The following is a 23997-nucleotide window of genomic DNA, read 5'->3' as shown; positions in this document are numbered from 1 at the left end:
GGGCTTCTTTTGCCTTTTTTTTTATTCGGTAAATTTCTTAATATTTATAGCTAAACGACAATCGTCATCCCGCAGCGGGATCTAGAGATACCGCGGCGGTATGACGTAGGACTGCTGTCATCCCAGTGCTCCTTTTTTTGTCATCCCAGTCTGGGATCTATTTTGCATGTAACTCCAATTGTGTTTTGGCATAAAACGCGACGCGTATTAGACTTATTTGCAAGCAAAGCTTGCTAGATCCAAGTAGTCAGGGCACTGGGATGACAGGAGAAGGAAGCACTGGGATTGGGATGGAAAAGGCTATTTGTGTGATGCCAATGAGTGATAGAAAGTTCTGCAAGAAGTCATTAATTGCAAAAATTTAATATAAGTGGTAAAGTAGAACCACTGAATAAAAAACATATGTTAATTAATACAACGTTGGAGCTGGAGGACATATGTGAGGGGTTGATAGCAAAAAAGCCAAAATTTATAGCAGTTGACACGGAGTTCATTAGAAATAATTTAATCTACTACCCAAAATTATCGTTAATTCAAATTTCTTACGGAGAGAAGAGTTTTATTGTAGACGCACTAGTGCCAGAAATTGATTTATCATTCATTAAGAAAATAATGCTAAATCAGGGGATAACCAAAGTGTTTCATAGCTGCCGGCAGGATATAGAATCCTTACTCACTGTGTTTAAATGTATTCCCACTCCCATTTTTGATACCCAAGTTGCTGCTATGTTTTGTCATTATTATCATGACTTTATTGGTTACTCAAAAGTAGTGGAGCAATATCAAGGAATAGCACTGGATAAAATTAAAGCTAAAAATTCAGATTGGTTAAGGCGTCCGTTGTCCGAGGATCAGTTAGACTATGCAATAAACGACGTGATACACCTATATGACCTACACCAAATATTGTGCAATAAACTTGAAGAAAATAATAGGATGGGTTGGTTTCAAGAAGAGATGGAATCAATAGTTAATATAAATAAGTATTTACATAATCCAAAAGATGCATGGAAGAGGATGAAATTTAATTATGAAGTAAATCCAAGGTTGATACTAACTGTTAAAGCAGTTAGTGAGTGGCAAGAAACCTTAGCACAGCGCTATAATATGAACCGTAATAAAATAATCAATAACGCTGTAATAGCTGGTTTTATTGAAAAAAATATAGAGCATGTTGATGAGATTTTAGATGATCTCAAGAGGAATGCAAAAAATATAAAAGATGCAGATTTACTAGAGTTTGTGAATATTTTTAATGAAAATGAGGGAAATTGGATGCAGCAAAACAATACCTTATCGAGTAATTATGACAAATCTGTACTTGATATACTCTCAATTATTTTAGATAGTAAATGTAAAGAAAGTAACATATCAAGGAAATTAGTTTCTTCAAAAGATGAGTTAACCTGGTCAATATCTAGACAGACAGATAAATTATTCAAGGGGTGGAGATATGATTTTTTTGGCAGGTCAGTTGAATCATTTTTGAACACAAGCTCAAAATTTGAGATTTCAGCAGTGAAATCCGCAAATAATATAACCAAAATTCAGAGTAATTTGGTAGAGAATAACTGTTGCTAAAGTAACTTAGATTTATCGACAATCGTCATCCCGCTACGTGTTAGCGGCTAAGAGATACCGCGGCGGTATGACGGTTAAGTAGGGTGTCATCCAAGTAGCCCTGACTACTTCGATCCAGGAAAATTGATTGTGCACTATACAACATAAAAGCTAGATCCCAGACTGGGATGACACCACCTACAAATTGCAATGTTCGTATAGTTATGTGCTTGACACTGGGATCTAGAAAATCTAGTTAATATATATAGAGAAACCTTAGCTATAGTTTCAAAAGAAGTCGAATGTATTTTGTTATATGATTATAAGTCTAACAGGCGGAATTGGGGTAGGAAAGAGCTTTGTAGCTAATTGCTTTCAAGAGTTTGGTGCTGTTGTATTTGATGCTGATTCTGTTGTACACCAACTTTATAAAGTGGATAAAAGCATAATAAGTTATGCAGAGAAAAATTTTCCTGGAGTGGTAGTAAATGGTGAAATAGATAGAACAGTACTGTCTAAATATTTCTTAGCCTACGATGAAAATTGGAAACAATTTCAATCTTTGGTTCACTCTGCTGTGCTGCGTGAATTAGAATTTTTTATTGCCAAGGAAAAAAAGATCGATAGAAAACTTTTAGTTTTAGATGTGCCACTTCTATTAGAAACAAAATTTTATTTATATTGCGACCTTATTGTTTTTGTTCATGCAGATAGCGTTGTGCAAGCTCAAAGACTTAACGAACGCAACATAGATAAAGAAAAGCTTAATCTAATCTCCGATGTTCAGTTATCTATTGAGGAGAAAAGGAAGATGAGTGACTTTATTATCGATACCAGTGTAAGCAAAGAGTATGTTTTTTCTCAAGTAAAAGATATAGTGGATTCATTAAACCTAAACACGTAGCTCTACGTCATACCGCCGCGGTATCTCTAGATCCCGCTAACAAGCAGCGGGATGACGGTTGTCAGGATCCCAGCAGCCTCCCTCCCCTGTCATCCCAGTGTCAAGCACTGGAATGACACCCTTCCGATGGGAACTGCTCTCAAACTACAACAGCATGAGTAGCTATAGAAGCTTTAATGATACAAGAAAAAATAAACAGCTATCATTTTTTTAGTAATTAAGTAAAATAGAGTGAAAGATTGCGAGGAAGTTTTGAAAAATAAGATAAAAAAGATAGTAATTTCAGGAAAGGAAGTGTGGCCAATCATCGAGGGCGGCAAAGGCATTGCAGTTAGTGATGGAAGATCAAGCGGAGCATTTGCTGCAGCAGATGCTGTGGGTACATTTTCTGGTGCAAATGCTAAGCTTATTGATGATAATGGCGAGTTAGTGCCACTAATTTATAAAGGCAAAACAAGAAATGAAAAGCATAGTGAATTGATTGAGTATAGTATTGAAGCTGGAATTAGTCAGGCAAGAATAGCAAATGAAATATCAAAAGGTCATGGAAGAATACACATGAATGTACTTTGGGAGATGGGAGCAGCAGAACACGTACTTCATGGCATATTAGAAGGAGCGAAAGGTTTGATTCATGGTATTACCTGCGGTGCTGGTATGCCTTATAGGCTTGGAGAAATTGCAGCTAAATATCAGGTTTATTATTACCCTATTATCTCATCGGTGCGTGCTTTTAAAGCATTATGGAAGCGTGCTTACCAAAGAATATCTTCCTATTTGCTTGGTGGAGTAGTGTATGAAGATCCATGGCTTGCTGGAGGGCACAATGGACTGAGTAACAGTGAAGACCCAGAGCTACCACAGGCTCCATTTGAAAGAGTTGCAGAGCTTAGATCTTTCATGAACGAGATCGGTCTTTCAGAAACACCAATTGTTATGGCAGGAGGAGTGTGTCATTTGAAAGATTGGGAACATTGGTTTGACAATCTGCAAATTGGACCAATAGCTTTTCAGTTTGGCACTCGTCCACTTTTGACGAAAGAAAGCCCAATTTCTGCAGAGTGGAAAAAGAAGCTACTCACTTTAGAAGAAGGTGATGTATTTTTAAATAAATTCAGTCCAACAGGGTTTTACTCATCTGCAGTAAAAAATAACTTCATACGTGAGTTGCAGGAACGGAATTCACGTCAAATAAAGTTTTCAGAAAATGCTAGCGAAGAATTTAATAATGAATTTGCAATGGGTAGCAGAGGTAGAAAGATCTACCTTACTGCAAAAGACAAAGAACTGGCAAATACATGGACTAAAGCAGGGTATACAGAAGCAATGAAAACTCCAGATACAACTGTTATTTTTGTGACGCCAGGCAGGTTTGCAGAGATAAGACAAGATCAAATCAATTGTATGGGATGCTTAAGTCATTGTTTGTTTAGCAATTGGAAAGATCATGGTGACCATTCAACAGGACGAAAGCCAGATCCGCGTAGTTTTTGCATACAAAAAACACTGCAAAACGTTATACACGATGGTGATATTGAGAACGAACTCATGTTTTCCGGGCACAATGTGTACAAATTTAAGCAAGATCCATTTTATGAGAATGGCTACGTACCGGCAGTAAAAGAACTGGTGGAAAGGATATTGACTGGGTATTGAGTCAGTGACCTTACCCAGAAAAAGTGGAGAGAAAGTGTGGAATGTTTTTTACAAAAAGAATGATGCATCAAATTGTTCTGGAATGCAATAGTTAATAGTGACGTTGTTTGTTATAAAAAATTTCTATGTATTCAAATATTGCAGTTCTAGTTTGTTGAGCAGAGTGTTGTGAAGTATCAATAAGTATTTCTCTTTTCAATGAGCTAAAGAAGCTTTCTGCAACAGAATTGTCGTAACAACAGCCTTTATTACTCATCTATATTCTTTACAGCTAAGAGATATTGATACCCTTGCGCAGTATATTGTGAACCTTGATCACTATGTAATAGTAGATTTTTAACAGGTTTACGCCTATTAATGGCCATTAATAAAGAGTTCATAACCAATTGTTTATTTATTGCACTACTCATTAACTACCATACGTGAGAATTATTGCTGCCAAATATAGCCATCCCTCCTTGGTTTTGATGTAAGTAATCCCATACTTTATTTGGTTGATCAACAATAAAGTTTTGATCTAGTATATTGGGAGCTACAGCTCTATTATCTGTTTGTTGTTTTTTAATTTTAAACTTTCTTCTCAGTATAGCCCTGATGTCATTTTTCTGCATAATACTTTGCACCGTTTTCAAATTGCAACTTTTACCCAAAGCCTTCAATTCAGCATGAATTTTAGGAGCTCCATATCTACATTTAGAAACTTGATATATTTTTTGAATAGCTTCGAGTAGCTCTTTATTTGCTGATTCTCTACTGCTTATTTTTCTTGTGGTCCACTTATAGTAGCCACTAGCAGAAAATCCTACATAATTCCTGTACTTTATAGCAGTTACTATATAAAAAAATATTTTACTCCTTTTGACTGGCCAGGGCTTTTTTTTAAATGTCTCTTTCCCTTGTTACTCTTGCTTTGTAAATCAAACCTCTCTTTGTCATAAGGTGCTACATCTGGAAATGCATTTGCCGCTGACTTTTTTTCGTTATATTTCTTCATCCATTTTCCTAATACACTATCCCTTATTCCTAGATCTCTTGCTACTTTTGCAACTGGTTGACCTACCTTTCTTTGTTCATTTGCCAGTTTAACAGCTTCCAATTTGAATTCTGCTGTATATTCTCTTACCATTTCTAATCCTCCAAAATTTTATTTTACCCAAAAAAACTCTTTTCTTTCTCTCCACTTTTTCTGGGTAAGGTCAAACAATGACTATGCAAAAAACCTAATAACATGTATAATCTATAAATAATTTCTGAGGTAGATTGTGAAACTAGGTGTTAATATCGATCACGTTGCAACCCTCCGCAACGCACGCGGAACTTCTTATCCAGATCCATTGAAAGCAGCAGAAATAGCCATTGACGCTGGAGCAGACTTTATTACTGTACACTTACGAGAAGATAGAAGGCATATTAGAGATGAAGACGTATTTAACCTAAAAAAAAGCATTAGCACTGAGTTAAATCTTGAAATTGCAGCCACGGAAGAAATGCTTGAAATAGCAAAAAAGGTAAAACCCTATTCGATTAGTATAGTACCAGAAAAAAGAGAAGAATTAACAACCGAAGGTGGCCTGGATATCGTGAATATGCACAGTAAACTTTCTAGTATAATAGAGGAAATGCATAGCTCTAGCATAAAAGTCTCACTGTTTATCGATCCAAATATTGATCAACTAAAATATCTTGAAAAGCTAGGGACAAAACCTGACATAATAGAAATTCACACAGGGGATTACTGTGATAATCCATCAGAAAAAAAGTTACAGTTAATTACTAATGCTGCAGAGTACGTCAATAAATTAGGAATAGAATGCCACGCAGGACATGGCATAACTTATAAACACGCTAAGAAGATGACAAGAATACCTCACATCTCAGCTCTTAACATAGGCCACTATTTAATTAGCGAAGCTGTATTTTACGGCTTACACAGCGTAGTAAAAACAATGAAAATGACAATGTCTAACTAACTGCTGCTTTTTCCTTCTCATTTAAAATACTTAAAAGAGTTTGGCTTGCTTTAAATTTTACCCTTGTCTTTTTAGGAACAGTCATGATCTCACCACTTTGGGGGTTACGACATTGTTTTTCCTGACTGATAGCAGTAGAAAATGTTCCTATTCCATGCAAACGTATTTCACCTTTCCCATGCAGCTCATTCTTTATTATTTTAATAAACGCATCATGAATCTTGCTCAAATCAGATTTTGTTATATCTATATTCTGACTAGAACAATCTTCCTTTAATTGTTTTATTATATCTTCTTTACTCATAAATTACCTTAATATTGAAAAAATCACATAAATAGCATATTATGTTGACACCGATAGTCAACTAAATTCATCACAAAAATAGAGGATATCATACATTTTTGCAAATATTTGTATAATACTTACAAAAAAACACCCCTATAAAATAACTATCTCTTAGAAAATTGACACTTTTTCCGAGCTTTATGTTGACCATATTTCTTACGTTCAACAACACGTGAATCTCTAGTTAAGAACTCACCATTACGTAGTATAGAATGCAAATCTTGGCTTACACTACTTAAAGCTCTGCTTATTCCATGAGCTAGAGCACCTGCTTGACCAGATAGCCCTCCACCTTTTACAGTTGCAAATACATCGTATTTATCCAATGTGGAAGTTGCAACAAATGGCATTTTTACTATTTGGCACACTGACTCTCTTTTAAAATAAGAAATTAGATCGCCTTTTTTGTTAACACTAAATTTTCCACTCCCCGGCTTTATCCATACTCTTGCTACAGATTCTTTTCTTCGGCCTGTAGCATATAAACGACCAAGCGAATCAACTGCTGATTTAATTGTCTTTTCTGACCAATCATTGTTATTTATTGTAGAACTCTTCATTTTTACTCCATTACTTTTTATTTTTACGATTCAAAGAGGCAAAATCTATCTTTTCAGGTTGCTGTCCTTGATGCTTATGCTCTGAACCAGAATAAACATACAAATTTTCAAAGCGTCTACGTGCCATAGGCCCATCATCAAGCATCCTTTTCACTGCCATTTCTATTACACGCTCAGGAAATTTGCCATTTAAAATATTATCTGGAGTAGTTTTCTTCAAACCACCAGAATAACCTGTATGCTTATAGTAAATTTTATCTTTAAGCTTCTTTCCGGTGAAATGCACCTTTTCTGCGTTGATAATAATTACATTATCGCCACAATCCATATGAGGTGTATACTCAGGTTTATGCTTTCCACGTAATAGTGTCGCTACAAATGCTGCAAGCCTCCCTACCACTAATCCTTCTGCATCTATGACAAACCACTTTTTATTGATTTGTTTCTCCTTTAAGAAAAAAGTCTTCATTATTTGATCCAACAATAGTAAGCTATGATATACTTAATTTCTCAATAGTGTCAACAATATTAGTTATTGATTATTAAAGTAATTTATGTTAGTAATTGAGCTGCGCAACCAATATGCATAGGAATTAGAATGTTTCGATTGATTATCACACTTGCGATCATTTTTAATACTATAAGTTGCTATGCAACCGATGTGGGAAAAGTGATAAGCAAAGCCATCAAAAATAGCTCAAAAATAAAGTCTCAATTTTACCAATATAAAAGCGCAGAAAAACACTATAAATCTTCTGGGTTAGCTGGATTTTTACCTGACATTAATTTGCAATACAATTTCGATAGTAACTTTAATCTTGATACATCTGAAAAAAAACTTACATTGCGCCAGAAATTAATCGATGGTGGTGGTACCTTTGCCACATTCAGTCGATCAAGCCATCTTCTCAAAGCAGAAAAGATGCGATTTCAGCAATTAAAACAAGAGCTTGCACTTAATGCTGTGAAAGCATATGTTAATGTTTTACAAAAGACAGAAATATTAAAGCTCAGAGAACATAAAGAACGCGTTTCTTTGGAACATTTGTCAGCTATGAAAAAACGCTTTTCCCTTGGAGAGGTAACCAATGCTGAAGTTTTGTTAGCAAAAGCAAAATTTTCGTCTTCTATATCCGAAAGAGTTGATGCTGAAGGTAAATTAAAGTTGGTAAATATTGCTTATTATCATTTGATTGGCGAAGATGCTGATGACCTTTCTGAAGCTAATGATAAACTACCTTCTGTTCCAGAGCTAAATGAATGTTTACAGTTAGCAAAAACCAATAATTTATCTCTAAAAGCAGCAGTTTATCAAAAAAGAGCAGCCGGAATGGAAGTGATTGCTGAAAGCTCCAAGTGGCTTCCTTCTTTAAATCTAAGTGCAAGCAAAAATTTTGGGGAGGATGGTATGAAGGTAGACAAACTATTAGAAAATGTTCATGTAGTTTTTACTCTTGATGTTCCAATCTTTAAGAGAGGAGTTAATGCTTTTGGTGTCAGTAAAGCTAAAATGGATGCAAAAAAATCTACCTACGATTATTATGAAACGGTAAAAAATATAGAACAAGCAGTTGTAAATGCTTGGAATAATGTGTTGACAGCAAAGGCCATTATCAAAGCAAGTCAAGAAGCGGAAAAAGCAGCAGCTCTAGCATTGGAAGGAGTTGAGCAAGAAGTAAACTTAAATTTAAAGAGTACATCTGACCTTTTGGACACTGAAGATGCATTATTTAAAGCACGTTCAGACTTAGTTGAAGCAAAAAGCAATTATGTGATTAGTGTTTACAACTTGCTTTTTATGATAAATAGTATAGACCTCTAAATTTAATGGTATTAGCACTATGCATGATGAACAAGGCAATCAATCTGTAAAAGATATCCTAGAAGATATAAAAAAAGCTATATCGGGTAAAAACGCGAGTAACGATAAAGCAGAAATAAAGGATGAAAATGATGATGTGCTATACCTTGAGGAAGAGTATCCAGAAGAAATAGAAGAAGATGGCAAAAAAGAAAATAATGAAAAAGAGGACATTGATAATGATGACCAAAGTGAGGAAATGGCTTGCAACAATAACCAATTTAATGGCCATAGCTACAATTCAGAAGAAAAAAAAGATATTTATTTGTACGATAATATCCAAATGAGTAATAACAAAGCGAGTAATAGCGGCTTACAAGCGCAAAATAACGATCATCTAATTTTAAAAGAGAATATGGAAGAGATCAAAGCGTTGCTTGGAAAAATGCAAAACGAATTACAGCATAAACAACAAAAAAAAGCGAACCTTACTGTTGAAGAATTAGTTATATCTCTTTTAAAACCTCAGCTCTCAGAATGGCTGAATAAATATCTACATGCACTGGTAAAAGAAGTAGTTGAAAAAGAGCTTAAAGATATAATCAATAATAAGTAGGGTATTAGCAATAAAAACTAGAGTAAAGACGGCTAGAGGCAGAAAACTATCTTCAACAAGGTGGCTACATCGTCATTTGAATGATCAGTATGTGCAAAAAACTAGCAAGGATGGTTATAGGTCACGCTCAGCATATAAGCTGGTAGAAATGGATAACAAATTTAAATTATTCCAAGAAGGGCAAAAAATTATTGATCTTGGTGCTTCTCCTGGTGGATGGTCACAAGTTGCATCTCAGAAAGGTGCAAATGTGGTTGCTCTTGACATAAAACCAATGAACGCAATTAATGGAGTAGAGTTTATACAATGTGATATTATCAATGAGTTTGAAATTTTGAGAGAAAAATTCAAGGATCAAAAATTTGATGTAATTTTATCTGACATGGCGCCCGAATCTTGTGGTTTAAAATCGTTGGATCATATCAGAATTATGCTTTTATGTGAGGCAGCGCTCAATTTTGCAAAGCATTTCTTGAGCCATGGTGGCACGTTTGTAGTAAAAATTTTCCAAGGAGAATCTGATAAAGATTTTTGTAACGAGCTAAAAAAAATGTTTAAAACAGTAAAATACTTTAAACCAAAGTCAAGTAGATCTGAATCTACAGAAATGTATTTGGTAAGTTTAGGCTTTATTGGCAGCAGACTTTCTATATAATATTAATCCAGGTAGCCCACAGAAACGAAAAAACTTGCTTGACAAACCTCGCCAGCCCCCTTATCATGAAACTGAAGCTATTGTATTTGCTTTCGCCAATCTGCAGATTAAAAGGTAAGGATTACTTAATGTATCGGCGTCTTATGTTTAATTTTTTGCAGTATATAGATACTGTATGTCTTTACAAAACTTCATCTACATCTAGATTTTTATCTAAATAAGCTGAGCGCGCTTATAAAGCGTTACAAGACATCAAAAAATGCCAATACTCGACAGAGATAGTAAAAGACTAGCTAACTCGGGGATTCTTTGTCTTTTTTTCTGCTTAGTAAATTTCTTAAACATTTGCAGCGTAAGTTAGTTGCAATTAAAAGCAGCTAAATCTTGCTTGTCAAGCGTTTAAAACATAAAAAACGCCAATATTTTAAAGCAGATAATAACCCTAGGGTTTCTTTTGCCTTTTTTTTTATTTGGTAAATTCCTTAATATTTATGGCTAAACGACAACCGTCATCCCGCTACGTGTTAGCGGGATCTCTTGTTAGCGGATGAGATACCGCGAATGAATCGCGGTATGACGTGTTGAAACAATCCGATAAGGTAAGCCTCGTCATCCCGCTGCTTGTTAGCGGGATCTCTTGTTAGCGCCGCGGCGGTATGACGTAGGACTGCTGTCATTCTGCTACTTGTTAGCGGATGAGATACCGCGAATGAATCGCGATATGACGGTTCGCGGTGGCATGATGTAGGACTGCTGTGACACCATTATAGAATGAACCAGTGTCAGCTACTTGCATAGAAAATGTTTATGACTAATTTTTAGATCAAACATGGAATTTCGACAAACTTAACTTTTTTGTGAGACTGTTCAGCAATAATAAATAAATTGAGAGGAAAGGTTATGGCAATAAAAAAGGAAAAGTTTTTTGAAATAATAAATGAGGTAAGCAAGAGTGAAGGTTTAAATGAGAATAATTTACTTGAAAGAATAGGAAATGAGTTAGAAAAGATAAACTCACAAGAGCATACAACACATAATATGTATAGTGATTTAAAAAAAAGTGGGCGGTTAAAAGATAAGATCTTCAGTATATTAAATTCAGGCAAAACTGTAAATTGTATGTTGTTACATCTTGCTGTGGAATGTAACAGTGTACCAATAGTAAAACTCCTACTAGCAAAGGAAGCAAAAGTTAATGAACCAATATATGAACTTGATGAAGCTAAGTCTAAGCTAACTGCTTTGCACATTGCTGCTTTGCATGGTCATCAAGAGATAGTTCAGCTTTTATTGAATAATGACGCAAATCCTTTACTAAAAGATAGTCAAGGCCGAACTCCAAGGGATATTGTCGGTGATGTAAAAGGTAAAAAGGCTATAATAGAAATGTTAGAGGAAGGAGAACAACGTTATGCTGAGGCAGGAGCTACGAGAAGACAAAATAGACAAGGCACTTTACCGCAGCCTAATAATAAAACTCCAGGAAATTTAGCTGTGAACGGAAATAACGCAACTGCTGCAGTGCAAGCATGTAATGCAAGAGATCAGGAAGAGAACAACGGAACTACACCAAACAACAGAAAAATCTATGTACAAGATGAGGATGAACAGACTTCTTCAAACTCAATCATTAATGAAAACAATATAAACAAAGTAGATGATACATTAGAAAGAGAACTGGCTATAAGAGAAAGAGATGCTGTGGAGCAAAAGTTGCAAGAGGCAGAACAACGATTTGCCAATAATCGGAAGCGCATAGAACAACCCGGTCATAATCAACATTCGGAACAATACGGTGCTACATATAATGGTGAACAGACCTTTTTAGATTCGACTATTGATGAAAGTAATAGTAGCGACAGTGGAATAAATACTTCCACAGAAGACATCGGTAAAGAGTTAGAAAAACACAATACACGAGATGAAAATGGAATGACTCCTTTACACCATGCTGCTGCAAATGGTGATGTAAAGACTGCAAAGTATCTAATAGATGATGGAGCAAATGTTGATGCACAAGATAAAGGTGGACATACCCCTTTACATTATGCGGCTGCATATGGTTGTGTAGAGATTGCAGAATATCTAGTAGTAAATGAAGCAAATGTTAATGCACAAGATAAAGATGGACATACCCCTTTACATTATGCTGCTATACATGGTTATGTAGAGATTGCAGAATATCTAATAGATAATGGAGCAGATGTTGATGCACAAGATAAAGATGGCGTGACCCCTTTACACTATGCTGCTGTGCATGGTTATGTAGAGATTGTAAAGTATCTAATAGATAATGGAGCAAATATTAATGCACAAGATAAAGATGGACATATCCCTTTATACTTTGCTGTTACAAATGACAATAAAGAATTAGCAAAACTTTTGATAAAATATGGAGCAGATCGCTCATTGATAAAGGATGAAGACCTAATAGATAGACTAAACAGTATGTGTGATCAGCCATCTGAGGTTGTACCTAGTACCTTTTCTCATTCCAAAACACACAACACAACGGAAACTCCAGAAAAAGCAGAAAAGGTTGAAAAACGTAAAGCTAAGTTAAAAGAATTACGTACTCAGCTAAAGGATGAGCAGAAAAAGAATGAATTGCTAAAACAAAAGATACAAGATCTAGAAAGTAAAAATACAACACTTAATAGCGAATTAGAAGAAAACGAAAATAAGCATTCTAAAACAAAAGTGTTGTTAGAAAAAGCGCAAAAGGAACTAGCAGAATCAAAAAGTTGCATAGTTGGACATGAGACTAAGTTGAAACAATTCAATAAAGAGAATGAATCACTAACACAAAAAATAAAAAGTCTGGAGAATGAAAACACACCACTTGAGGGTGAACTGGGCAAAACTAAAACTAAAACAAATGAAGTGTCGCTAGAAAAAGCAGGAAAAAGACAAATGAGTTTCTTAAAAGTTGCTTCTGTGAATCTTGTAACTATGTTAACAGTAGGTGCTACTCTCAGTATTGCTTTCGACTTGTCTGTTCTACCAATAATTGTAGTTTTTGTAACATCTGCTGCATTGCTAGCTAGTTGCGTTACATACGCAATATCAAAACCCATCGCTCCTACCACTGAATTGAAAGAAGTGGATATTCAAGGTTCAGCACAACGGTGTTTGTAAAACTTAGCACCTACATCTGTACGAACATTGCAGTTTGCAGGTGGCAGATGCAAGTAGCTGCACTGGAATCCCAAAAAAGGATGATGTCATTCCAGTCTGGAATCCAGCCTTGCCGTAATCTCATCAAGAACGTTGTGTTTTAACATAAAACGGCTACTTTTATGCTTACCAACTTAATAAAATTCCTGGATCCCAGTGGGCTTTGTTGCATCGCTAGCTATGATGGATTAAAGATAAAAAAGGTGGAGAATATCAGTAGCTTATTATTCTGGTATTTATAACAAGAACGGTCAGTGAATACCTAAATTTGAGTAAAAGAAATTTCACTACCACTCACTAATCCGGCTAAAATTCAAGAATTTCAATGCTTTAGCTATTTTCAATAGAATTAAATTTATTAATATAAATAATAAATTACTATTCTTAAATTTGATCAGATTGATTGCAAAAAAACAAGATTTTCAATAGGTTGCTTATAATCCTAATTATAGTTAGCCTTTCATAAGTAGCGATGCAACAAAGCCATCCCAGTGTCAAGCACTGGGATGACAAGAAGAGAGGGTACTTGGATAAGAGTCATTGCCCTCCTGGTAGGCCCAAATTGCAATGTTCGTACAGTCATGAGTTACACAGTAGTGCGAATTTTTTACTTTGGTAGTTTTTTTATTACAGTTATAATCATAAAAGTAGTTGAGTTTAATTAATATGAAAACTTTTACGAAAAACTCTAAGAGTAATGGAAAAAAGCTAGAGGAGTTTAATAAGGAAATTGAAGATATAACAACTATAGCTCAAGATAAATTTGCACATGAACTTGAAAATATCGCATATGACAGTGTGCAAAAATTTCGCAGTCTGCTTGCTAAAGAGTTAAACTCCACCTTCAATAATATTCATTCTCAAAATGTCAATCTACTAAAATCTAGCCTAGTTGAATATGCTATAAGTTCAAATTTTATCAACAAAAAAGGAGAAACAGCTTTAATACGTTCTCTTCTTAATATATTCATACGATAAAGCACTCAGAGTTGTTGCTGCGCCAATTTAACTTAATGTTGCATGCAAGCTGCATAGCTAAAGTAAGTAAGATTTGCCCCACGCTGTCACGAGGTAAACCTTACTTATTCTAGCTATATCAAAAAGGAGGGTTATTATGTCAATAAGATCTACTTCACCAAGAATATCTGTGCAACGTAAATCTAAGCCTGAATCTTTTCCAGTTACTTTAGAAGAGGTTAAATCTTTTTTACGCATTGAGAACGACCAGGATGATAAGTTGATTTCAGATCTAATTTTTATGGCTACTGATTATGCTGAGTGGCATATGGAAAAGTCACTGGTGAAACAAACATGGCAAGTTTCATATGAAGATTATGTACCTCGTAGGATCTATTTAAGCTATGGCCCTGTGAGTAAGATAGTATTGGCTACTGCAATGATGTCTAAAAATCAAGAGAAGAGAACACTTAAGTATTATTTTAGTGATGTAGGGGGCTACGTTGAGTTTTTCAATTGTTTGAATGCAATAAGAGTTGATGTTGTATACGAAGCTGGTTATGACAATGTTCCTGAGCAGATAAAACTAGGTATTATGCGGCATGTTTCTGCTCTTTACAAAAATCGTGAATCGGAGGTAAGTAGCCATTTGTCTGAGAGCTTGTCCATAAACCAAAGAATTAGTATAAAAATACTAGATTCAACAGGGAGTAAAGATGAGAAAAAAGTATCCAACAGATTTAAAAGATAGAGAGTGGGTTTTGATAGAAAGGCACTTTAAGGTGTCATATGAAAAAGGAGGAAGGCCACCAAAATACAGTAAACGCGAGATGTTAAATGCAATTTTTTATGTACTACGCACAGGGTGTCAGTGGCGCTACTTACCTCATGATTTTCCACCATGGAAGGCTGTGCATGAGCAGTTCAGGAGATGGAAAAAACAAGGAATTTTTGAAAAGATAAATTATGAAATCACCAAGTATAGCAGGGCAAAAATTGGTAGGAATGAAGAGCCAAGTGCGTGTATAGTTGACAGCCAATCAGTAAAGACAACGGAAAAAGGGGGGTCAAAGGTTATGATGGAGGCAAAAAAGTCAAAGGTAGAAAGAGGCATATAGTTACCGATACACAGGGCTTTGTGCTTGGTTGCTATGTAGGAGCTGCCAATGAGAATGACAGAGATGGTATAAAAATAGCATTAGATAACATGAAGAAAAAATATGCTAATGTTAGGAAAATGTGGGCTGATATGGGGTATCAAGGAAAAGATTTAAAGGCTCACATAAAGAGAGAATATGACATAGAAATTGAGATTATTAAAAGGCCTCCATGCAGATTTTGGGTGCATAAAGACACACCACTAGAACTATTGCCACAACGGGATCCTGGATTTAAAGTTCAGCCGAGAAGGTGGGTTGTAGAAAGGACTTTTGCTTGGATCAATAGGAACAGGAGGTTATCAAAAGAATATGATTTGCTTACAACATCTACTGAAAACTTTATATATCTTGCTATGACTAAGGTTATGTTAAATAGAGAATATGCTTAAATTTACTTGTTTATGGACAAGCTCTGAAGTGAAGAAGGTATATTCTCCGTTTCGCGAACCAAAGGTTGTTTTGTAGCTCTTTCTGGTCATTCAAACTGGGCTACTACGTCATACCGTTACGGATAGATCCCGCTAACAAGCAGCGGGATGACGAGGTATAAACCTTATCGTCATACCGCCGCGGTATCTCAGCCGCTAACACGTAGCGGAATGACAGCAGTCCTACGTCATACCGTCACGGATAGATCCCGCTAACAAGTAGCGGGATGACGAGTTTCTATATATCTTTCGAGGGTTAATCATGGAAAAAATTCAAGCTATAAACGAGTTGTACAATAGCGTTTATGCAGCACTAAAAGCAAATTCTGATTTAAGGAAATATGTTACTAACATTTATGACTACTTACCTAAACAGGTCACCATTCCTTACCTGAGATTGCGTGTAGTGAATTATAATAACCTGCATATGCTGTCCAATTTTGCTACAAAGGCAAGATTTTCATGCGACATATATACTTATCATATAGACAGTATGTTTGCCATTATAAGGCATATTAACTTGATACTTAAGAGTATTAAATATTCTGATAATGAAACTATTTTGGAAAGTAATTGTGCTATGAGTCAGCACGATGAAATTTTACATTCAACAATTAATTTTGATATTTTAATAAAAGGAGGTGATAATGAGCAAATTACAGCTAAAAATTAAAGATCATGACAATAATTTTATTGTGTTAAATAATATAAGAAACCTAAGGTTTACTTTGCGTAATAACAGAGAAGAGGTGAAAGATATTTCTTCTTTTGGCTGGAGAAAAGTATTGGACTCTGCTGGAAGCAGACATATTACGATAAAAATTAATGGAATTTTAGACTCTGTATTAGCTGATGAATTATTACGTAATTCTGCTATGCTAAACTCTAATAATGATTATGAAATTAGTTTTAATGCTAAGGAAAAGATAAGGCTTAGGTGTTCAGTTGAATTGTATGAGAGGTATTATGATCCTGTTACTTTTGACAGCTTTACTGTAGTTTTAACTAGTGCTGAAGTTGTAAACGCTTTTCATTAATGTTAATTTAATCTTTTTATATACAATAGTAACTGGTGAGAATTTTAACTAAATTAAAAAAAATCATGAACGACAAAGACCTTTTCGAGGAAGACGGTGATGATATTGAAGAAAATAACGATGATAAAAGAGAGAAAAGTTTAGAAAATGAAAATCAGCAAAATCAAGAAGAACAACACAAAGAGGAAGATAAGCAATACATAATACAGTATATTCAAGACTATTTGAAAGTTTTTGAGGATATTCTAAATCAGATCGACGAAGGAATTGATAATTCGGATAGTTACGAAAGGACTATGCAAATAAAGCGAAGCATAGACAGGCTCATAGAGACTTTATATAGTCAGGCTGCGTCTGAAGATATTGATGCAGAATTTGAAACTACCAAACACACTCGCGATAAATCAGAATCTATGAAAAGAGTTAGAGAGAAGAGAAGAAAGCAAGTGATAGAAGAAGTATTAAGTAGCATGTTTGCCCAGCAACAAAAGGAGCTAATGAACGCTAAACACTTAAGTCATGGACATGAAACAGCAAAAGATGGGGATGTCCACGAAGCAAAGGAAAAAGTGAAGTCTTCAATCAGGGGAGTGTTGTTTTCGGTGATTGCTCATAGGATGGATCCAAGAAGGAGGGCAGGGGAAACTGCTGACGGTAACGAAAAGCAAGCTCATATATATGGCAGGGAAGCAGTTGGTGGAGCTTTAGGTGCATTGTTAAAAACGTTTTTAACAGCAGTTATTGCCGTTGTGCGTGAAATTGCTAAGCCACTTCAGAAACCGGAAACATCTTTTGCAAAACAAGTTGAAGAAAGCAGAAACGCAGATTCACAAAAGGGTCGATCTGTGTAGATTTCTCCTTGTAATAATCTTTCGATTCTACTGTCTGTTAATTCAAATTAGGGTTATAAAATTTTAGAAGCCAGCTCTTATATAACCAATTTATAGCAAGAAATTACGATACAAAAATCAGCGTCCGTTAGAAAATAAACATAACACAGGGTGATAGAGTTGCCCCTATCCATAAGCGTCAGTTAAGCTCAAAATTGTAAGCTTAAAATATGGTTGAATAATTATTAATAATAGTATATAATTATTAACGTTTTTCAGGCATTTTTGTTATGGGTGCGCCAAGTAAGCGTTTAGAATACAGTTGGTGAAAATCCAACTTAGGCAAAGTCTAGCCAACAGCCTAGAACAGACCATTATGCTGCGTGAGGTAACGAGCGTAGTAAAGCTAATGGAATGGACAATATAGGGTGCAATGAAAATTGACCTTACCCAGAAAAAGTGGAGAGAAAGTGTGGAATGTTTTTTACAAAAAGAATAATGCATCAAATTGTTCTGGAATGCAATAGTTAATAGTGACGTTGTTTGTTATAAAAAATTTCTATATATTCAAATATAGCAGTTTTGATATGCTGTTTAGAGTGCCGAGAGGTGTCTATTGGTAACTCCCTTTTTAGAGAACTGAAGAAGCTTTCCACAACAGAATTGTCGTAACAACAACCTTTATGATTCATCTATGTTTTTTATGGATAAGAGATATTGATAACCTTGCAAAGTATATTGTGAACCTTGATCACTATGTAATAGTAGATTTTTAACAGGTTTACGCCTATTAATGGCCATTAATAAAGAGTTCATAACCAATTGTTTATTTATTGCACTACTCATTAACTACCATACGTGAGAATTATTGCTGCCAAATATAGCCATCCCTCCTTGGTTTTGATGTAAGTAATCCCATACTTTATTTGGTTGATCAACAATAAAGTTTTGATCTAGTATATTGGGAGCTACAGCTCTATTATCTGTTTGTTGTTTTTTAATTTTAAACTTTCTTCTCAGTATAGCCCTGATGTCATTTTTCTGCATAATACTTTGCACCGTTTTCAAATTGCAACTTTTACCCAAAGCCTTCAATTCAGCATGAATTTTAGGAGCTCCATATCTACATTTAGAAACTTGATATATTTTTTGAATAGCTTCGAGTAGCTCTTTATTTGCTGATTCTCTACTGCTTATTTTTCTTGTGGTCCACTTATAGTAGCCACTAGCAGAAAATCCTACATAATTCCTGTACTTTATAGCAGTTACTATATAAAAAAATATTTTACTCCTTTTGACTGGCCAGGGCTTTTTTTTAAATGTCTCTTTCCCTTGTTACTCTTGCTTTGTAAATCAAACCTCTCTTTGTCATAAGGTGCTACATCTGGAAATGCATTTGCCGCTGACTTTTTTTCGTTATATTTCTTCATCCATTTTCCTAATACACTATCCCTTATTCCTAGATCTCTTGCTACTTTTGCAACTGGTTGACCTACCTTTCTTTGTTCATTTGCCAGTTTAACAGCTTCCAATTTGAATTCTGCTGTATATTCTCTTACCATTTCTAATCCTCCAAAATTTTATTTTACCCAAAAAAACTCTTTTCTTTCTCTCCACTTTTTCTGGGTAAGGTCAGTCTTTAGGCACCCAAACAAAGGGAAATGCTGGATAAAAAGAAAATACTTTAAAAAGTATAATAACGATAACTGGAGTTTTATGACAAGTAACAAGATACATCTTATTATACACAGCGATCATGTTATTAAACAAAGTGCAAAAAACCAGATCTCCATATGATGGTGATTGGGTTTATTGGGGTAAACGTCTGAGAAAAATACCAGATAAGCCATTAAGAGTAATAAAACTATTGAAGTTACAACAAAGTAAATGTGATAATTGTAGACTATGGTTTAAAAGTGATGATATAATAGAAATACATCATAAAGACCGGAATAGACGAAACAATATGATCAAAAACTTATCTTTGTTACATGGACATTGTCACGATGAATTACACAGGAGGTGTGCATGAAAAGCACCAAATTGGAGAGAAGCCGTATGAGGCGCAAAGTCTCACGTACGGTTTTGAAGTCGAGTGAGGAGGGGCGACCTTCTTCACTTAGACAACAGTATGCAGATGAAACTACAGATGAAGACCTAAGGAATATAGCAGAAAAAGCACCAATAATAAAGTTAGCCTACGATGCATTAGACAGTTTTAGCTGGAATGAAAAAGATTTAGTAGCATATGAAGAAAGAATAATGGATCTGCGGAAAGAAGAAGGCATCCTCGCTAAAAAACTTGATGAGGGAAAGATTGAAGGAAAGATTGAAGTAGCAAAAAACCTACTTAAGGCTGACATCTCTATTGATATTATCTCTCAGACAACCGGCCTTCCTCAAGCTGAGATTAAACGACTTCAGGAAGAAATCACCTAAAAGGCTAATGATCAACGAAAAAATTGTAAGAGAGAACTTAAAAAAAGTCATAGAGCAAAAAAGCGGTAAAGATGTGATCGCTCTTGGCATAATATCCTCAATTATTATTAAAGGTCAAGATGTTGGTTTTGTGCTTGAAGTTGCCGGTAACACGCAAGCAAATGAAGAATTAAGAAGAAATTGTGAGCAAGCTGTTAAAGCTATACCGGGGGTGACAAAAGTGACCGTGGTTGCTACTTGTCAAAAACAAACTGGGCAACAAAAAGCTAAATTACATATCGAAGGAGTGAAAAATATAATCGTTGTGGCCTCTGGTAAAGGCGGTGTGGGCAAGTCCACAGTTGCGCTAAATCTTGCTCTCTCATTAGCAAAGTTAAAACACAAAGTTGCGCTGGTTGATGCAGATATATATGGTCCTTCAATTCCTAAAATGCTTGGCGCTGAAAAATTAAAGCCAGAAATACAGGATAGTAAAGCAATGCCTATAGAAAAGTATGGACTGCATACTATTTCAATTGGCTATTTTATCGATAAAGATCGTGCAGCAATATGGCGCGGACCTATGATTACAAAAGCACTTTATAGTCTGCTAATGGGAACAAAATGGTCCGATATAGAGTATTTGATAATTGATACACCACCTGGAACTGGCGATGTGCATTTAAGTCTTATGGAAAATTTTAACTTAACTGGGGCGATAATAGTTTCAACTCCACAGGAGCTCTCTTTAATCGATGCTCGCAAAATTTATGATATGTTTACAAAGCTCAGCGTACCGGTTATTGGCATTGTAGAAAATATGAGTTATTTCATTCAAAGCGGCTCAAAAATATACATATTTGGAAAAGACGGTGCAAAAAAAATGTCTGAGGAGCTGGGCATCAAACTTCTAGGCAGAGTTCCTCTAGATCCACAAATATGCCATGCTTCTGATTGCGGAAATCCTTTAATGTTAAGTGAGGATTTGGCAGAGATTTATGAAGACATTGCTCAAAGTATAGTTAAACAATAGAATAAGCGTGAGAAACATGCGAATCAAAGTCCTCTTTTGTTAGTTACAAAATAGACTGCTTGCATAACCATTATTTACATGAAAAATTAGCAGCTTTTGTCATTCCAGCGCGTGACGCTGGAATCCAGAAAAAAAGAAGAATGGATTCCAGTGGGCTTTGTTGCATCGCTCTTCGGATAGTAGGTAACGCACAATAAATTTATGAAGCTATCTCAAATTTAGCCATACCAATATCAGTGAACTTATTGAGCAAATAGCATTTAACAAGTAGTTCCTTCTCTCTATTTGTCTCAGATTTATTCCTAAAACTAAACCCGAATGTTTGTTTCAGTCGCGAGAAAAAACTTTCTATATAAGATCTTTTTCCATAACTCATCTCTTTTTTCCACTTCTTTATACCATCTTCATCATATGACTTTATGAGCTTGACTGCAGAATTTCTCTCAGCCATATAGTCTAACTTTGGATGCTCTGCTGCGTTGTTTTTCGGAGGAATTTTCGTTTTTATACCATATTGATTACACAGCTTATAGAGCTTTTCTCTGTCATATGCCCTATCTGCATATAGTACTTTTATGACATACTGAAAATCGACTTCTTTTAGCAAATCACAAGCTCCATAGTGATCAGCCGTTACTGTATTTTACAGCTATGGCTTTTTTGCTGTTTGTATTCAACATTACATGCAATTTTCTTGTCTGTTCATAGCTGCGATACTTTCTATCTTCGCTATTTTCTTTGCTATGACCAGGAGTGTTGTTGTATATACTAATTCCTGTACTGTCTATAGCAATTTCGATATCTTCCATATTATTTTCTGCAATCATTGATCTTAATATTGAGTTTCTTAAACCTTCTTGATGATTGTGAATAGCTGATAACTTGCAAATTTTTCCCAATTTGCTCAAGGTATCCTGCTATAAACCCAACTGTTTGCCTCAGGCCTATTCTAAATAAACAAGTTATTATGTGCACCAAAATTACAACTTTATCGCTATAAATATTGTTGCCACCTGGTATTTTTGGACCATTCTCGTACCACTTTTCTATGGCTTCGTTGATATAATGAAAAATATTTCCTCTTTTTTCTAGAAATTTGTTATATTCGCTATGGTTACTGACCCTCATTTTTTGTGGCATATTTTTTCTTTCAAGGTTAAATGGCTATTTTATAATGAATTTTGTCAGTAGCCACCAGATTTTTTCAGTTGCTATGCAACAAAGCCATCCCAGTGTCAAGCACTGGGATGACACCTTTATGTTTGAGGCAAAACCGGCCATAGCATTTAACACACTGCCTTCGCAAAATGTTCGTACAGTTGTTCGTTACGTGCTGGAATGACAAGGTGGAGTGTCTTTAGATGTCATCCAAGTAGCTGACACTGGGATCTAAAAAATTTAATTTATATATAAAGTTTGTTTAAACTATTTTCAAAACAGATAAAATATAATTTTACAATTAGCGTAAATAAAATGAATTATGATGTAATCATTTCAGGTGGTGGGTTACTTGGTCTTATTACTGCCATTGGCCTCAGTTGTGACTCTGTGTCTGTAGCTGTGATTGAAAAAAATAGTCTACCACGTGTAGTAGATGATAATCGAGCATTTGCTATTTCTCAAGGCTCGAAAAAAATATTGGAAAAGTTAGGGATTTGGCAGTTTGTGGAAAGTGAAGCTGAGCCAATACTTGATATATGCATATTAGATGCGGTTACTGTGCATTACAATCATAAAATGGTTAGCGAAGAGCCAATGGGTTATGTTATCAACAATGCTACTATATGGAATGCAATCAACAATAATTTTCTAAATAAACTGAATATATACTCTCCACATTCCTATAAAACAATTGCTTGTGATTCAGGATATGTGGAAGTGATTCTTGATAATAACCAGGAATTAATATCATCGCTACTTATCTGCGCTGAAGGCAAAAACTCTAAATTACCAGAGTTATTTTCTATACCGACAGTGAAATTTGACTATAAACAAAGTAGCATAGTATTTAATGTAAAGCATGAACTGCATCACCAAAACTTAGCTGTGGAGCGTTTTTTCCCTGGCGGTCCATTTGCAATTCTACCGATGAAGGGTGGCTATACTTCTTCGATAGTTTGGACAGAAAAATCTGAAATTTCAAAAATGCTAATGGATCTGTCTGAAGAAGAATTTATTATAGAGCTTAAAAAAAGATTTGGTTCTTATTTAGGAGAGATAAAATTAGAGGGTGAAAGAAAACTTTATCCTTTAAGTTTTGCTTTCGCAAAAAAGTTATATAAGGGTAGAGTTTTGCTTATCGGCGATGCAGCACATTCAATTCATCCAGTTGCAGGTCAAGGGCTTAATCTTGGAATTAGAGATGTAGAAAGTGTTATAAAGCACGTAGTTGCTGCAAAAGCGGCTGGTACTGATGTTGGCAGTAGTTATTTATTAAAGAAAATTTCACGTAACAGATACTTTGATAATTTTACAATGGCGCTTGCAACTGATGGATTAAATAGGATGTTTTCCAACAGAATATTCTGCGCTAAAGCACTAAGAAATCTTGGCTTGATTGCAGTTGAAAATTCAAATTTCCTCAAAAAACGCTTCATTCGGCATGCTATGGGATTTATATAAATCACTATTTTATAGTTAATGCAAGTCAGGTTTCCCACGTCATACCGCCGCGGTATCTTGGCCGCTAACACGTAGCGGGATGACGAATGTATCTGTTTAGCAGTTGTGTTAAAAGTCAATAGAAAAATTGATGTAGCTGTGGATAAGTACTTTTATCTGTATAAACGTGCTTATCCACAGCTATACCGGCTCTTAGATAGAAACAGACAGAGAGTTATATTCCTCAGTAAAAACCCTGTCATCTCTGACTAAAGAGTTAGCAAGAAT

General features: G+C 35.2%; 34 protein-coding genes. 19 read left to right on the top strand and 15 right to left on the bottom strand.

Annotated features, from left to right (window positions below):
* Positions 1-230: 230 nt before the first annotated feature.
* From AAGD50_RS02440 to AAGD50_RS02425, 4 genes are all read left to right on the top strand, one after another.
* Positions 231-365 carry a hypothetical protein gene (locus AAGD50_RS02440; protein WP_010962423.1) on the top strand — a complete coding sequence of 45 codons (135 nt, stop codon included), beginning with the start codon at positions 231-233 and terminating at the stop codon, positions 363-365.
* Between the two features lie 37 nt (positions 366-402).
* Positions 403-1581 carry a ribonuclease D gene (locus AAGD50_RS02435; protein WP_264724261.1) on the top strand — a complete coding sequence of 393 codons (1179 nt, stop codon included), beginning with the start codon at positions 403-405 and terminating at the stop codon, positions 1579-1581.
* A 295-nt stretch (positions 1582-1876) separates the two neighbouring features.
* Positions 1877-2464, top strand: a complete 588-nt coding sequence (gene coaE, locus AAGD50_RS02430) for a dephospho-CoA kinase (RefSeq protein ID WP_006280338.1) — start codon at positions 1877-1879, stop codon at positions 2462-2464.
* A gap of 252 nt (positions 2465-2716) precedes the next feature.
* On the top strand, positions 2717-4120 hold the full coding sequence (locus AAGD50_RS02425) for an NAD(P)H-dependent flavin oxidoreductase (RefSeq protein ID WP_341810082.1): 1404 nt from the start codon (positions 2717-2719) through the stop codon (positions 4118-4120).
* Positions 4121-4211: 91 nt separating this feature from the next.
* Here AAGD50_RS02425 and AAGD50_RS02420 read toward each other — a convergent pair whose 3' ends face one another.
* From AAGD50_RS02420 to AAGD50_RS02405, 4 genes are all read right to left on the bottom strand, one after another.
* On the bottom strand, positions 4212-4376 hold the full coding sequence (locus tag AAGD50_RS02420) for an IS3 family transposase (RefSeq protein ID WP_010082072.1): 165 nt from the start codon (positions 4374-4376) through the stop codon (positions 4212-4214).
* Complete coding sequence (locus AAGD50_RS02415) at positions 4369-4530, bottom strand: DDE-type integrase/transposase/recombinase (RefSeq protein ID WP_010082071.1); 162 nt, start codon at positions 4528-4530, stop codon at positions 4369-4371. The genes AAGD50_RS02420 and AAGD50_RS02415 overlap by 8 nt, the downstream gene beginning before the upstream one ends.
* Before the next feature lie 3 nt (positions 4531-4533).
* Positions 4534-4830: an IS3 family transposase gene (locus AAGD50_RS02410; RefSeq protein ID WP_094189604.1), complete on the bottom strand. Its 297-nt coding sequence runs from the start codon at positions 4828-4830 to the stop codon at positions 4534-4536.
* Between the two features lie 122 nt (positions 4831-4952).
* Complete coding sequence (locus AAGD50_RS02405; RefSeq protein ID WP_264723898.1) at positions 4953-5246, bottom strand: transposase; 294 nt, start codon at positions 5244-5246, stop codon at positions 4953-4955.
* 136 nt (positions 5247-5382) lie between these two features.
* On the opposite strand from AAGD50_RS02405, the gene AAGD50_RS02400 reads away from it, so the two are divergent.
* Positions 5383-6090, top strand: coding sequence for a pyridoxine 5'-phosphate synthase (locus tag AAGD50_RS02400; RefSeq protein ID WP_006279877.1), 708 nt, complete (start codon positions 5383-5385; stop codon positions 6088-6090).
* Here the strand turns inward: AAGD50_RS02400 and AAGD50_RS02395 are convergent.
* The 3 genes from AAGD50_RS02395 to rplM form a co-directional block, all read right to left on the bottom strand.
* Positions 6083-6394, bottom strand: coding sequence for an HU family DNA-binding protein (locus tag AAGD50_RS02395; protein ID WP_006279876.1), 312 nt, complete (start codon positions 6392-6394; stop codon positions 6083-6085). The two genes, AAGD50_RS02400 and AAGD50_RS02395, sit on opposite strands and share 8 nt — an antisense overlap.
* A gap of 146 nt (positions 6395-6540) precedes the next feature.
* Positions 6541-6996: a 30S ribosomal protein S9 gene (rpsI, locus tag AAGD50_RS02390; RefSeq protein WP_006279875.1), complete on the bottom strand. Its 456-nt coding sequence runs from the start codon at positions 6994-6996 to the stop codon at positions 6541-6543.
* A gap of 10 nt (positions 6997-7006) precedes the next feature.
* Positions 7007-7465 carry a 50S ribosomal protein L13 gene (gene rplM, locus AAGD50_RS02385; RefSeq protein WP_010082596.1) on the bottom strand — a complete coding sequence of 153 codons (459 nt, stop codon included), beginning with the start codon at positions 7463-7465 and terminating at the stop codon, positions 7007-7009.
* 129 nt (positions 7466-7594) lie between these two features.
* Between rplM and AAGD50_RS02380 the strand changes: the two genes are divergently transcribed.
* The 10 genes from AAGD50_RS02380 to AAGD50_RS02335 all read left to right on the top strand — a co-directional run bounded on the left by AAGD50_RS02380 (position 7595) and on the right by AAGD50_RS02335 (position 17678).
* Positions 7595-8818, top strand: coding sequence for a TolC family protein (locus tag AAGD50_RS02380; RefSeq protein WP_341810081.1), 1224 nt, complete (start codon positions 7595-7597; stop codon positions 8816-8818).
* Positions 8819-8837: 19 nt separating this feature from the next.
* The gene (locus AAGD50_RS02375) at positions 8838-9413 is read left to right on the top strand and encodes a PopZ family protein (protein ID WP_174516014.1); all 576 of its coding nucleotides are present in this window, start codon (positions 8838-8840) and stop codon (positions 9411-9413) included.
* A 76-nt stretch (positions 9414-9489) separates the two neighbouring features.
* Positions 9490-10068: an RlmE family RNA methyltransferase gene (locus AAGD50_RS02370; protein WP_015588787.1), complete on the top strand. Its 579-nt coding sequence runs from the start codon at positions 9490-9492 to the stop codon at positions 10066-10068.
* A gap of 900 nt (positions 10069-10968) precedes the next feature.
* Positions 10969-13206: an ankyrin repeat domain-containing protein gene (locus AAGD50_RS02365; RefSeq protein ID WP_265040985.1), complete on the top strand. Its 2238-nt coding sequence runs from the start codon at positions 10969-10971 to the stop codon at positions 13204-13206.
* Positions 13207-13911: 705 nt separating this feature from the next.
* On the top strand, positions 13912-14223 hold the full coding sequence (locus AAGD50_RS02360) for a hypothetical protein (RefSeq protein ID WP_151807564.1): 312 nt from the start codon (positions 13912-13914) through the stop codon (positions 14221-14223).
* 136 nt (positions 14224-14359) lie between these two features.
* Positions 14360-14953, top strand: coding sequence for a head-tail connector protein (locus AAGD50_RS02355; RefSeq protein ID WP_341810080.1), 594 nt, complete (start codon positions 14360-14362; stop codon positions 14951-14953).
* A protein-coding gene (locus tag AAGD50_RS02350; protein WP_341809994.1) for an IS5 family transposase occupies positions 14919-15751 on the top strand; the annotation gives its coding sequence in 2 pieces (ribosomal slippage) (positions 14919-15288 and positions 15288-15751; 834 coding nt in all). Before AAGD50_RS02355 ends, AAGD50_RS02350 begins: the two co-directional genes overlap by 35 nt.
* Before the next feature lie 301 nt (positions 15752-16052).
* Complete coding sequence (locus tag AAGD50_RS02345) at positions 16053-16463, top strand: DUF3168 domain-containing protein (RefSeq protein ID WP_264723747.1); 411 nt, start codon at positions 16053-16055, stop codon at positions 16461-16463.
* Positions 16438-16827 carry a phage tail protein gene (locus AAGD50_RS02340; RefSeq protein WP_264723746.1) on the top strand — a complete coding sequence of 130 codons (390 nt, stop codon included), beginning with the start codon at positions 16438-16440 and terminating at the stop codon, positions 16825-16827. The genes AAGD50_RS02345 and AAGD50_RS02340 overlap by 26 nt, the downstream gene beginning before the upstream one ends.
* 65 nt (positions 16828-16892) lie before the next feature.
* Positions 16893-17678 carry a hypothetical protein gene (locus AAGD50_RS02335; RefSeq protein WP_182364772.1) on the top strand — a complete coding sequence of 262 codons (786 nt, stop codon included), beginning with the start codon at positions 16893-16895 and terminating at the stop codon, positions 17676-17678.
* A 506-nt stretch (positions 17679-18184) separates the two neighbouring features.
* On the opposite strand, the gene AAGD50_RS02330 is transcribed toward AAGD50_RS02335, so the two are convergent.
* The 4 genes from AAGD50_RS02330 to AAGD50_RS02315 form a co-directional block, all read right to left on the bottom strand.
* Positions 18185-18349 carry an IS3 family transposase gene (locus AAGD50_RS02330; protein WP_151807939.1) on the bottom strand — a complete coding sequence of 55 codons (165 nt, stop codon included), beginning with the start codon at positions 18347-18349 and terminating at the stop codon, positions 18185-18187.
* Entirely contained in the window at positions 18339-18503 is a 165-nt protein-coding gene (locus tag AAGD50_RS02325) for a hypothetical protein (protein WP_153296803.1), read from the bottom strand. Before AAGD50_RS02325 ends, AAGD50_RS02330 begins: the two co-directional genes overlap by 11 nt.
* A 3-nt stretch (positions 18504-18506) precedes the next feature.
* Positions 18507-18803, bottom strand: a complete 297-nt coding sequence (locus tag AAGD50_RS02320) for an IS3 family transposase (protein WP_094189604.1) — start codon at positions 18801-18803, stop codon at positions 18507-18509.
* Between the two features lie 122 nt (positions 18804-18925).
* Positions 18926-19219 (bottom strand): transposase, encoded by a 294-nt coding sequence (locus AAGD50_RS02315; RefSeq protein ID WP_264723898.1) that lies wholly within the window; start codon positions 19217-19219, stop codon positions 18926-18928.
* Between the two features lie 194 nt (positions 19220-19413).
* On the opposite strand from AAGD50_RS02315, the gene AAGD50_RS02310 reads away from it, so the two are divergent.
* Genes AAGD50_RS02310 through AAGD50_RS02300 form a run of 3 tightly spaced genes read left to right on the top strand, consistent with a single transcriptional unit; the run spans position 19414 to position 21108 of the window.
* Positions 19414-19689 carry an HNH endonuclease signature motif containing protein gene (locus AAGD50_RS02310; protein ID WP_264723744.1) on the top strand — a complete coding sequence of 92 codons (276 nt, stop codon included), beginning with the start codon at positions 19414-19416 and terminating at the stop codon, positions 19687-19689.
* On the top strand, positions 19686-20096 hold the full coding sequence (locus AAGD50_RS02305; protein ID WP_341810079.1) for a hypothetical protein: 411 nt from the start codon (positions 19686-19688) through the stop codon (positions 20094-20096). Before AAGD50_RS02310 ends, AAGD50_RS02305 begins: the two co-directional genes overlap by 4 nt.
* Positions 20097-20103: 7 nt before the next feature.
* Positions 20104-21108 (top strand): Mrp/NBP35 family ATP-binding protein, encoded by a 1005-nt coding sequence (locus tag AAGD50_RS02300; protein ID WP_007548295.1) that lies wholly within the window; start codon positions 20104-20106, stop codon positions 21106-21108.
* Between the two features lie 199 nt (positions 21109-21307).
* Here AAGD50_RS02300 and AAGD50_RS02295 read toward each other — a convergent pair whose 3' ends face one another.
* From AAGD50_RS02295 to AAGD50_RS02280, 4 genes are read right to left on the bottom strand one after another with little or no spacing between them, the layout of a single operon-like run.
* The gene (locus AAGD50_RS02295; protein ID WP_007548764.1) at positions 21308-21715 is read right to left on the bottom strand and encodes a transposase; all 408 of its coding nucleotides are present in this window, start codon (positions 21713-21715) and stop codon (positions 21308-21310) included.
* A 19-nt stretch (positions 21716-21734) separates the two neighbouring features.
* The gene (locus AAGD50_RS02290) at positions 21735-21935 is read right to left on the bottom strand and encodes a hypothetical protein (protein WP_010082383.1); all 201 of its coding nucleotides are present in this window, start codon (positions 21933-21935) and stop codon (positions 21735-21737) included.
* Positions 21919-22248 (bottom strand): transposase, encoded by a 330-nt coding sequence (locus AAGD50_RS02285; RefSeq protein WP_007548762.1) that lies wholly within the window; start codon positions 22246-22248, stop codon positions 21919-21921. Before AAGD50_RS02285 ends, AAGD50_RS02290 begins: the two co-directional genes overlap by 17 nt.
* 24 nt (positions 22249-22272) lie before the next feature.
* Positions 22273-22401: a hypothetical protein gene (locus AAGD50_RS02280; protein WP_256437790.1), complete on the bottom strand. Its 129-nt coding sequence runs from the start codon at positions 22399-22401 to the stop codon at positions 22273-22275.
* Positions 22402-22581: 180 nt separating this feature from the next.
* Between AAGD50_RS02280 and ubiH the strand changes: the two genes are divergently transcribed.
* A complete protein-coding gene (gene ubiH / locus AAGD50_RS02275) occupies positions 22582-23730 on the top strand; it encodes a 2-octaprenyl-6-methoxyphenyl hydroxylase (protein WP_213863120.1) in 1149 nt (382 codons plus the stop codon).
* Positions 23731-23997 lie beyond the last annotated feature (267 nt).

The sequence above is a fragment of the Wolbachia endosymbiont (group A) of Apotomis capreana genome (assembly GCF_964027025.1).
GTDB classification, from domain to species: domain Bacteria; phylum Pseudomonadota; class Alphaproteobacteria; order Rickettsiales; family Anaplasmataceae; genus Wolbachia; species Wolbachia pipientis.
Note: the sequence above shows the minus strand (reverse complement) of the source record. Positions and strands in the feature narration are given on the sequence as shown.

What these genes read in the sequence shown, in the direction of transcription:
- AAGD50_RS02300 (WP_007548295.1), top strand. Translation starts at nt 20,104, where the DNA reads ATGATCAACGAAAAAATTGTAAGAGAGAACTTAAAAAAAGTCATAGAG.
- AAGD50_RS02345 (WP_264723747.1), top strand. Translation starts at nt 16,053, where the DNA reads ATGGAAAAAATTCAAGCTATAAACGAGTTGTACAATAGCGTTTATGCA.
- AAGD50_RS02420 (WP_010082072.1), bottom strand. Translation starts at nt 4,376, where the DNA reads ATGAGTAATAAAGGCTGTTGTTACGACAATTCTGTTGCAGAAAGCTTC.
- coaE (WP_006280338.1), top strand. Translation starts at nt 1,877, where the DNA reads ATGATTATAAGTCTAACAGGCGGAATTGGGGTAGGAAAGAGCTTTGTA.
- AAGD50_RS02305 (WP_341810079.1), top strand. Translation starts at nt 19,686, where the DNA reads ATGAAAAGCACCAAATTGGAGAGAAGCCGTATGAGGCGCAAAGTCTCA.
- AAGD50_RS02380 (WP_341810081.1), top strand. Translation starts at nt 7,595, where the DNA reads ATGTTTCGATTGATTATCACACTTGCGATCATTTTTAATACTATAAGT.
- AAGD50_RS02340 (WP_264723746.1), top strand. Translation starts at nt 16,438, where the DNA reads ATGAGCAAATTACAGCTAAAAATTAAAGATCATGACAATAATTTTATT.
- AAGD50_RS02325 (WP_153296803.1), bottom strand. Translation starts at nt 18,503, where the DNA reads ATGAGTAGTGCAATAAATAAACAATTGGTTATGAACTCTTTATTAATG.
- ubiH (WP_213863120.1), top strand. Translation starts at nt 22,582, where the DNA reads ATGAATTATGATGTAATCATTTCAGGTGGTGGGTTACTTGGTCTTATT.
- AAGD50_RS02360 (WP_151807564.1), top strand. Translation starts at nt 13,912, where the DNA reads ATGAAAACTTTTACGAAAAACTCTAAGAGTAATGGAAAAAAGCTAGAG.
- AAGD50_RS02315 (WP_264723898.1), bottom strand. Translation starts at nt 19,219, where the DNA reads ATGGTAAGAGAATATACAGCAGAATTCAAATTGGAAGCTGTTAAACTG.
- AAGD50_RS02435 (WP_264724261.1), top strand. Translation starts at nt 403, where the DNA reads ATGTTAATTAATACAACGTTGGAGCTGGAGGACATATGTGAGGGGTTG.
- AAGD50_RS02330 (WP_151807939.1), bottom strand. Translation starts at nt 18,349, where the DNA reads ATGAATCATAAAGGTTGTTGTTACGACAATTCTGTTGTGGAAAGCTTC.
- AAGD50_RS02405 (WP_264723898.1), bottom strand. Translation starts at nt 5,246, where the DNA reads ATGGTAAGAGAATATACAGCAGAATTCAAATTGGAAGCTGTTAAACTG.
- AAGD50_RS02285 (WP_007548762.1), bottom strand. Translation starts at nt 22,248, where the DNA reads ATGCCACAAAAAATGAGGGTCAGTAACCATAGCGAATATAACAAATTT.
- AAGD50_RS02365 (WP_265040985.1), top strand. Translation starts at nt 10,969, where the DNA reads ATGGCAATAAAAAAGGAAAAGTTTTTTGAAATAATAAATGAGGTAAGC.
- AAGD50_RS02395 (WP_006279876.1), bottom strand. Translation starts at nt 6,394, where the DNA reads ATGAGTAAAGAAGATATAATAAAACAATTAAAGGAAGATTGTTCTAGT.
- AAGD50_RS02335 (WP_182364772.1), top strand. Translation starts at nt 16,893, where the DNA reads ATGAACGACAAAGACCTTTTCGAGGAAGACGGTGATGATATTGAAGAA.
- AAGD50_RS02375 (WP_174516014.1), top strand. Translation starts at nt 8,838, where the DNA reads ATGCATGATGAACAAGGCAATCAATCTGTAAAAGATATCCTAGAAGAT.
- rpsI (WP_006279875.1), bottom strand. Translation starts at nt 6,996, where the DNA reads ATGAAGAGTTCTACAATAAATAACAATGATTGGTCAGAAAAGACAATT.
- AAGD50_RS02355 (WP_341810080.1), top strand. Translation starts at nt 14,360, where the DNA reads ATGTCAATAAGATCTACTTCACCAAGAATATCTGTGCAACGTAAATCT.
- AAGD50_RS02415 (WP_010082071.1), bottom strand. Translation starts at nt 4,530, where the DNA reads ATGAGTAGTGCAATAAATAAACAATTGGTTATGAACTCTTTATTAATG.
- rplM (WP_010082596.1), bottom strand. Translation starts at nt 7,465, where the DNA reads ATGAAGACTTTTTTCTTAAAGGAGAAACAAATCAATAAAAAGTGGTTT.
- AAGD50_RS02310 (WP_264723744.1), top strand. Translation starts at nt 19,414, where the DNA reads ATGTTATTAAACAAAGTGCAAAAAACCAGATCTCCATATGATGGTGAT.
- AAGD50_RS02290 (WP_010082383.1), bottom strand. Translation starts at nt 21,935, where the DNA reads ATGATTGCAGAAAATAATATGGAAGATATCGAAATTGCTATAGACAGT.